This is a genomic window from Mesorhizobium waitakense (assembly GCF_056431085.1).
In genome coordinates, this window is the sequence record NZ_JBWKME010000186.1 from 1 (window position 1) to 8,474 (window position 8,474).

Below are 8,474 nucleotides of genomic sequence, written 5' to 3' on the forward strand. Positions count from 1 at the left end.
GGTGGTCTTGGCCTCGACCAGGCGGCGCGCGATGGTCTTGCGCATATTGTCGTGCGGGACGAGTTCGTAGGAGCCTTGCTCTAACAGACGCAGCACGTCCCCCTCCCCCTTGAGGGGAGGGTGGCCGGCCAAAGGCCGGTCGGGTGGGGTCATCTCGGCGGTGCTCGGCGCCAGGGCGGTGCCTTCTGCGGCGACCTCCTCCGTCCGCTTCGCGGACACCCCCCCCTCGAGGGGAGAGGAAAGCGCTGCGTCGATATCGGCCTTCACCACGCGACCTTGCGGGCCGGTGCCTGATATTGCTGAAAGGTTGAGGCCAGCTTCACGGGCAAGACGACGAGCCAAGGGTGTTGCACGCGCAACCGATGGCGATTGGCCAATCTCCCCCCTTGAGGGGGAGATGCCCGGCAGGGCAGAGGGGGGCGCGACGGACTGAGATGCGGGCGGGACAGCGCCCCCCTCTGTCGACTTCGTCGACATCTCCCCTACGAGGGGGGAGATTGGCGACTTGTCCTGCTTCGTAGCAGCCCCGTAAATTTCATCGTCGGCATAGATCCAGGCGACAGCCACGCCGACAGGAATGTCGATCCCCTCCTTGCCGGTGACATCGCGCAAGGTGCCGCTGGCCGGCGCATCGATCTCCATCGCCGCCTTGTCGGTCTCGATCTCGAACAGCACATCGCCCTTCTTGACGCTGGCGCCTTCCTCGGCGAACCAGCGCGAGATCTGTCCGGTCGCCATGTCCATGTCGACCTTGGGAAGAATGACTTCGGTCGGCATCGATCAGCGAACCCCTCTTACGAGGTCACGCGCAGCCGCAATGATGTCGGGAACTTGCGGCACGACAGCCTTTTCCAGCTCCGGATTGTAGGGGATCGGCGTCTCGGCGCCGCCCAGCCGCACGATCGGCGCATCGAGGTAATCGAACGCCTCGCTTTCGGCGATTATCGCGCTGACCTCGGCGCCGATGCCCAGCGTCTTGACCGCTTCGTAGACGCACATCAGCCGCGACGTCTTCTTGACGCTGTCGATGACCGTCTGCGTGTCCATCGGCCGGATGGTCCGGAGATCGACGACTTCGATGTCGATGCCTTCGGCTTCCAGCGCCGCCGCGGCGTCAAGCGCCTTGTGCACCATGATCGAGGTGGCGACGATGGTCAGGTCGCGTCCCTCGCGGCGGACGTCGGCCTTGCCTATCGGCACCGTGTAGTAGCCTTCGGGCACCGGGCCCTTCATCTTGTAGAGCAGCTTGTGCTCGAAGATCATCACCGGGTCGGGATCGGCGACCGCGGCCAGCAGCATGCCCTTGGCATCGTATGGTGTCGCCGGCTGGATGACCTTGAGGCCCGGCACATGGCCGAGCCAGGCCTCGAGGCTCTGGCTGTGCTGGGCTGCGGCACCTGTGCCGGAGCCGGCGGGAAAGCGCATTACCACCGGAACCGAAACCTCGCCCCCGAGCATGAAGCGCATCTTGGCCGCCTGGTTGACGATCTGCTCCATCGCGAGCGTGGCGAAATCGGAAAACTGGAACTCGAAGATCGGCCGCATGCCGGTGAGGGCGGCGCCGACCGCCACGCCCGCGCCACCCAGTTCCGAAATCGGCGTGTCGATCACCCGCTCGCTGCCAAACCGATCGACCAGATCGCCGGTCACCTGGAAGGCGCCCCCATAGACGCCAATATCCTCGCCCATCAGGAAGACGCGTTCGTCCATGTCCATGGCGATCGCCATGGCTTCCTGGATCGCCTGGGCGTAGCTCAGTTCACGCACCATCGCGTCCATCACGCCTGCTCCGTATAGACATAATTGCCGGTGTCGCGCACATCCGGAGACGGGCTCGCCTTGGCGAACTCGATGCCATCGGCGATCTCCCGCGCCACGGCGTCGCGAATGGCCTCGATACCCTTGTCGTCGATGAAGCCGAATTCGCGCAGCTCGCTCTCGAACAGGGTGATCGGATCGCGGTTCGACATCCAGTCCTCGATCTCCTCCTTGCTACGATAGCGGTTGCGGTCGCTCTTGGAATGGCCGCGATGGCGATAGGTCTTGGATTCGATCAGCGTCGGCCCCTCGCCGGCGCGTGCACGCTCGACAGCCTTGCAGGACGCCTCGGCAACCTCCGAAAAAATGTTGCCGTTGACGATGACACCCGGCATCGAATACGCGGCGGCGCGCTCGGCGATGTTCTTGACGGCGGTCGAGCGCGCCGTCGAAGTCGACATGCCGTAGCCGTTGTTCTCGCAGACGAAGATCACCGGCAGCTTCCAGACCGAGGCCATGTTCAACGCCTCGTGGAAGGCGCCTTCATTGTTGGCGCCATCGCCGAAGAACGACACCACGACCTTTCCGGTCCTCATCATCTTGGCGGAAAGTGCTGCCCCAACGGCGATCGGAATGCCGCCGCCGACGATGCCATTGGCGCCGAGATTGCCCTTGCCGACATCGGCGATGTGCATCGAGCCGCCACGGCCCTTGCAGTAGCCGGTGGTCTTGCCGAAGAACTCGGCGAACATGCGCTTGACCTCGGCGCCCTTGGCGACGCAGTGGCCGTGGCCGCGATGCGTCGAGGTGATCTGGTCATCCTCGGCAAGCGGCATGCAGATGCCCATGGCGCTGGCTTCCTGGCCGATCGACAAATGCATTGTGCCGTGGATGAGGCCGCGCGTGTAGCACTCCTCCGCGCCCTCTTCGAAGCGCCGGATGAGGTACATCTTGTAGAGCACATTTCTGAGCTGCTCGGCGCTGTACTGTCGATAGACGAAGGGCAGGTTGGCGCGACTGTCGGCGACGGCTTTGCTGGCTCCGGCCATGATCAGGCTCCCACGGACCCGTAGACGAGCTTGTCCTGGCGGGCGCGCAATTCGGCGATCTTGGAGCCCGGCGCGGGAGCGGCATTCGCATAGGTGACGAGCTCGCCCTTCTTGATCGGCTGGGTCACCGAGCCGCCTTGCAGCAGGCCGCAGGGAATGGCCTTGGCGGCGCGCGCCTCCGGCGCGGTCATGATCCAGGCGCGGTAGCAATATTCGCCGATCGCATCGAGCTTCTCGCCGGGTTTCATGTCCTTCTTGGCCACCGCGCAGACTTCGGCGGTCGGCTTGGCCAGCGGCACCATATCCGCCTTGCCGTAGAGCACGACACGGGCGCAGGTCAGCGGCACTTCGAGCGAGGTCAAATGATAGGGGCGGTGGAAGGTGAAATACGGACCCTTGCCCATCTTCAGATCTTCCATGCGCTCCGAAATGCGCGGGTGCGACATGTCGGCGACGACGAAGACGCCAGGCGCGACACCCTTGCCGATCGAGTAGTCGACGACGCCGACCTTCGACAGCACGCCGCCATCCTTCTGCGGCACAAGGACCTTGGACAGCTCGCCAAGCGTCGCCGCCGGGCCGTGCATGCCAGGCTTGTCGGGAACCAGCCCGGTGGCATTGGCGATCGCCGCCATCTCGACCATGGTTTTGGAGCCATCGACGAATTCGACCAGCATGCGCACATTCATATGCCGGCGCTCGGCCTCCTCCTCATAGTCGGGGGGCGTGGCGTCGATGTTGAGCGGATTGTTCTTGCCCTTGCCGGCGGCGACGATCGGATGGCCCATCGCCGAGACGAACTCGATCAGCTCCATGCAGGACGACGGCTCGTCACCCGCGCCCAGCGAATAGGTGACGCCCAGCCGGTCGGCCTCGCTTTTCAGATAGGCGCCGATGGTGACGTCGGCCTCGACATTCATCATCACCAGATGCTTGCCATGCTCCATGGCGCGCAGCCCGATTTCGGCGCCGACCGCCGGAACGCCGGTGGCGTCGATGACGACATCGATCAGGTCATTGTCGATGACCAGGCTGGCATCATTGGTGACCGCGACCTTGCCGGCCTCCATCGCCGCCGTCATCGCCGAAGCGTTCGACACTTCGCGCGCATGGCCGGTTTGCTGGAAGGCGATATCCACCGCCTTGCTGGCGGCGGGCAGGTTCAGTTCCGAAATAGCGCCGATCTCGATGCCGGACATATGGGCGACGCGGGTGACGATATCGGTTCCCATCTCGCCGGAGCCGATCAGGCCGATACGGATGGGCTTGCCCGACCTGGCGCGTTCCTCGAGATCGCGGGCAAGGCCCGTCAACGAAACATTGGAAGCCATACCGCTCGTTCCTCCCATAATGCAGGTATTCAATCGCCTGACGGGTATTGAACATATGTATTTCTGTCAAGACTAATGTGCACATCAGTTGCTTTGTGACGCACCATCGTGGAGGCTCCGCGTGACCCAAAACAGCCCACCAACGCGAGGGTCGCGCAGCGGTTGCGCAGACCACACACTGGCACGGCTGCGTGCTTCCCGGCACACGGATTCTAGGTAGCTCGTCCACCGGTCGTGGCGATCGCTGCGCCAGGCCTCTCGACGGTTCAGGCTATAGAGCCGGCGGCACCGGGAAATCGTGGAAATGCACGATCACTCCATCCCCATCGATCAAGATCACGGCATAGGCTGGCGGCTCGTGGCCGAGGCTCCAGCCCTGCGAGAAATCGAGCGCAGTCTGATGATTGGTGCTGCGCAGCGTGCTGACGGGAATGCCGCGCCAGCTTCCGGCGATCAGCCGGTGGACATGTCCGGCGAAGATGTGGCGGACATTGCCGTGGCGCAGCAGAACCTCATGCAAGGCATCGGCGTCGGCGAGCATGACACGGTCGAGCTCAGGGATGTGGATCCGGAACGGCGGATGGTGCATGAACAGGAAGACCGGCCGATCGCGAGCCTCTTGCAGTTGCTCATCGAGCCAGTCGAGACGCGCTGCACACAGTTTGCCTTCGACATGGCCGCTATCCAGCGTATCGAGCAGGATCAGGCGGCCTTCGCTGCTGTCGACGACGCTTTGGACGAAGCCGCGCTCGGCGGTGGCTTGCGGGAACATCTCAATAAACACCGCCCGGTCGTCATGGTTGCCGAGCATCAGCCGGCAGGGCGGACCGAACTTTGTCAGGCTCTCAATCAGCGCGGCATAGGCGGGGCGCTCGCCGTCATTGGTCAGGTCGCCGGAAATCACCACCAGATCAGCGTCGGCATGGTTGGCGCCGATGTCGGCAAGGCAGGCTTGCAACCTGGAGAGCGGATTGGAGCCGTACAGAAGACCGCCCGGCGTCATCAGATGCGGATCGGATATCTGGATGACTTTCATGGACCTGGCCGGGATGCTTCCTGCTGGCGGCTTTCATGTTGAAGCCTGGCAACACCAGCCGGCAAACGAAACGCGTTGACCATCCTCACTGTGCGGTCCAGCCGCCGTCCATGGGCAAGGTCGTGCCGGTGATCTGCTTGGCAGAATCCGAGCACAGGAACAGCGTCAATGCCGCAAGTTCGTCGACGGTGACGAACTCCTTTGTCGGCTGTGCCGCTAGCAGCACGTCGTGCTTGACCTGTTCCTCGGTCATGCCGCGCGCTTTCATAGTATCGGGAATCTGCTTTTCGACCAGCGGCGTCCAGACATAGCCTGGCGCGATCGCATTGACCGTGATGCCGTCAAGCGCTGTCTCGAGAGCCACCGTCTTGGTCAGCCCCGCAATGCCGTGCTTGGCCGACACATAGGCCGACTTGAACGGCGAAGCGACCAGCGCGTGCGCGGAAGCCGTGTTGATGATGCGGCCCCATTTGCGCGCCTTCATGCCGGGCAGCGCCGCCTTGATCGCGTAGAAGGCGGCGAGCAGGTTGATGCGGATGATGGCTTCCCATTTATCGTCCGGGAAGTCCTCGATCGGCGCGACATGCTGAATACCGGCATTGTTGACCAGGATATCGAGGCTGCCGAACGCGGCCTCGGCTTCGTGCACCATGGCGCTCACCGCCGCGCCGTCCATCATGTTGGCATCGGAGTAGCGGCACTTGACGCCGAAATCCTTCTCGATGCCGGCGCGCTCCTGTTCGATTGCCGCGGCATCGCCCAGCCCGTTGATGGTGACGTTTGCGCCTTCGGCGGCAAAGGCGCGGGCTATTGCCAGGCCGATACCGCTGGTCGAGCCGGTGACGAGGGCATTCTTCGAAGACAGGGAACCCATGGTGATCTCGCGCGAGGTGGGAGGGAACATGACATATAATTGTGCATCGCAGCATGACAATGGCAGAGCCATGTGTCGATGCGATTACAGCCTGACGACAACGCTGGAGCACGGCTCCTGTCCTTCGAAACCGTTGTCGCCGGGGTGACACGGCACTGTCATGGTGCCGTGCAACATAATCGGTTGCGCATTCGCGCGGTCATTCCTGACGAAATTTTGCCTGTAAAAAGCCTTGGGGGTGCAGCTTGGAAATCGCCGATGTCGTGAAGCGCGCCTATGCGATGCCGCTGACCAATCCGTCCTTCCCTCCGGGGCCGTATCGTTTCTTCGATCGCGAATACGTCATCATCACCTACCGCACGACGCGCGAGGCGCTCGAGGCCGTCGTGCCGGCGCCGCTGGAGATCGATGAGCCGCTGGTCAAGTACGAATTCATCCGCATGCCTGATTCAACTGGCTTCGGCGACTATACCGAGACCGGCCAGGTGATCCCGGTGCGCTATAAGGGCCAGCACGGCGGCTACGTTCATTCGATGTATCTCGACGACGACGCACCGATTGCCGGCGGGCGTGAACTGTGGGGATTTCCCAAGAAGCTGGCCAGCCCCAAGATCGTGCATGAGGGCGAAGTGGTGGTCGGCACGCTGCACTATGGCAGCGTTCTGTGCGCCACCGGCACCATGGGCTACAAGCACCGGGAGGCCGATCACGATTCCGTGCTTGCCTCGCTGGCTGCTCCCAACTTCCTGGTCAAGATCATCCCGCATGTCGACGGCACGCCGCGCATCTGCGAGCTGGTTCGCTACTACCTCACCGACATCACGCTGAAGGAGGCATGGACGGCGCCCGCGGCACTCGATCTGCGGCCCCATGTCATGGCCGACGTTGCGAAGTTGCCAGTGCTCGACATCGTATCCGCTGTTCATTTCACCGCCGATCTGACGCTCGGGCTGGGCGAGGTGGTTTACGACTACCTCGCTGATCGCAACCCTTCCGAGATCAGCGCAACCCAGCCGGAGAAAATTCGTGCTTGAACGCAATCGCAAGAAGGAGGCCACCGCCACCATCGAGGAAATCTCGGCGAAGTATGACCGCATCGCGCTGGTGTTTCAGGGTGGCGGCGCGCTCGGCGCCTATCAAGCCGGGGTCTATCAGGCACTGGCCGACGCCGGCTGCGAACCGAGTTGGCTTTCCGGCGTATCGATCGGCGCCATCAATGCGGCGATCATCGCCGGCAATGAATCAAGCCGCCGCCTGCAGCGGCTCGAGCAATTCTGGCAGACGATCTCGGGCCGCAAGATCTGGGCCTATACGCCGGAGGGTGACATCTACCGCGACATCCGCAACCGCACCAGTTCGTGGATGACGATGACCATGGGCCAGCCGGGCTTCTTCAAGCCGCGCAATCCCAATCCGTGGTTCGAACAGCCGGGAGCCGAGGGCGCCACCAGCTTCTATGACACGGCCGAATTGAAAGAGACGCTGGAAAGCCTGATCGACTTCGACATCCTCAACGACGGCAAGAAGCGGCTGAGCGTCGGCGCGGTCAATGTCAGGACCGGCAACTTCGTCTATTTCGACACCGAGAAAGTGCGCATCGAACCGGAGCACATCATGGCCAGCGGCGCACTGCCGCCCGCCTTCCCGTCGATACGCATCGAGGGCGAATACTACTGGGACGGCGGCATCGTCTCCAACACGCCGCTGCAATACCTGCTCGACCAGGAAGAGGACCGCTCTTCGCTGGTGTTCCAGGTCGACCTGTTCAGCGCGCGCGGCACCTTGCCACGCGGCATGGCCGACGTGCTGTCGCGGCACAAGGACATCATGTATTCCAGCCGCACGCGGCAGAACACCGACAATTTCCAGCGCATCCATGCGCTGAAGATGAAGCTGCTCGAGGCGCTGAAGCGCGTGCCCGCCGAACTGTTGAAGGATGGCGAAAAAGAGCTGATCGAGGACTATTCGCAGGCCGGCGTCGTCAACATCGTCCACCTGATCTACCAGCACAAAGGCTACGAGGGTCACGCCAAGGACTACGAATTCTCCGGCACCTCGATGCGCGAGCACTGGGAGATGGGGCTGGAGGACACGCAGCGCACGCTGCGCCATCGCCAGTGGCTGACCCTGCCGACCAATGTCGAGGGCGTCGCCATCCACGATCTGCACCGCGAGGATCCGACCTGAGGTCTTTGCTGGCGCCTTCGTCCGACGAGGGCATGGCAATCCACAATTTGCTTCAGCCGTGTTGAAATAAGCCAGACTACCCCAAACGAAAGACGGCGCCGAAACCGGCGCCGTTTTTTCATTTCAACATCTGTCTTCCGCTCTAAGGGCTGTTGATATTCATCTGGAGCTTATGATGGCGGCGGCGAGGTGAATGAACGCGGCAAAGCTCTTGTCGGTTTTGTCGGCACGCATGGCGA

The 8,474-nt window shown here is 62.8% G+C and carries 8 protein-coding genes; 2 read left to right on the forward strand and 6 right to left on the reverse strand.

Annotation, left to right across the window (positions count from 1 at the left end):
• The 6 genes from AC07FD_RS33625 to AC07FD_RS33650 all read right to left on the reverse strand — a co-directional run.
• A partial coding sequence (locus AC07FD_RS33625) for an E3 binding domain-containing protein (RefSeq protein WP_478353307.1) occupies positions 1 to 777 on the reverse strand: 777 nt, incomplete at its 3' end.
• 3 nt (positions 778 to 780) lie between these two features.
• On the reverse strand, positions 781 to 1,779 hold the full coding sequence (locus tag AC07FD_RS33630; RefSeq protein WP_478353308.1) for an alpha-ketoacid dehydrogenase subunit beta: 999 nt from the start codon (positions 1,777 to 1,779) through the stop codon (positions 781 to 783).
• Positions 1,779 to 2,807, reverse strand: a complete 1,029-nt coding sequence (locus AC07FD_RS33635) for a thiamine pyrophosphate-dependent dehydrogenase E1 component subunit alpha (RefSeq protein WP_478353309.1) — start codon at positions 2,805 to 2,807, stop codon at positions 1,779 to 1,781. The genes AC07FD_RS33630 and AC07FD_RS33635 overlap by 1 nt, the downstream gene beginning before the upstream one ends.
• A 2-nt stretch (positions 2,808 to 2,809) precedes the next feature.
• Positions 2,810 to 4,138 carry an NAD(P)H-dependent oxidoreductase gene (locus AC07FD_RS33640; protein ID WP_478353310.1) on the reverse strand — a complete coding sequence of 443 codons (1,329 nt, stop codon included), beginning with the start codon at positions 4,136 to 4,138 and terminating at the stop codon, positions 2,810 to 2,812.
• Between the two features lie 271 nt (positions 4,139 to 4,409).
• On the reverse strand, positions 4,410 to 5,174 hold the full coding sequence (locus tag AC07FD_RS33645) for a phosphodiesterase (RefSeq protein ID WP_478353311.1): 765 nt from the start codon (positions 5,172 to 5,174) through the stop codon (positions 4,410 to 4,412).
• Positions 5,175 to 5,259: 85 nt separating this feature from the next.
• Positions 5,260 to 6,048: a 3-hydroxybutyrate dehydrogenase gene (locus AC07FD_RS33650; protein WP_477423586.1), complete on the reverse strand. Its 789-nt coding sequence runs from the start codon at positions 6,046 to 6,048 to the stop codon at positions 5,260 to 5,262.
• Positions 6,049 to 6,293: 245 nt separating this feature from the next.
• On the opposite strand from AC07FD_RS33650, the gene AC07FD_RS33655 reads away from it, so the two are divergent.
• A complete protein-coding gene (locus tag AC07FD_RS33655) occupies positions 6,294 to 7,082 on the forward strand; it encodes an acetoacetate decarboxylase (RefSeq protein WP_457154597.1) in 789 nt (262 codons plus the stop codon).
• Positions 7,075 to 8,235: a patatin-like phospholipase family protein gene (locus tag AC07FD_RS33660; RefSeq protein ID WP_478353312.1), complete on the forward strand. Its 1,161-nt coding sequence runs from the start codon at positions 7,075 to 7,077 to the stop codon at positions 8,233 to 8,235. Before AC07FD_RS33655 ends, AC07FD_RS33660 begins: the two co-directional genes overlap by 8 nt.
• Positions 8,236 to 8,474: the final 239 nt, after the last annotated feature.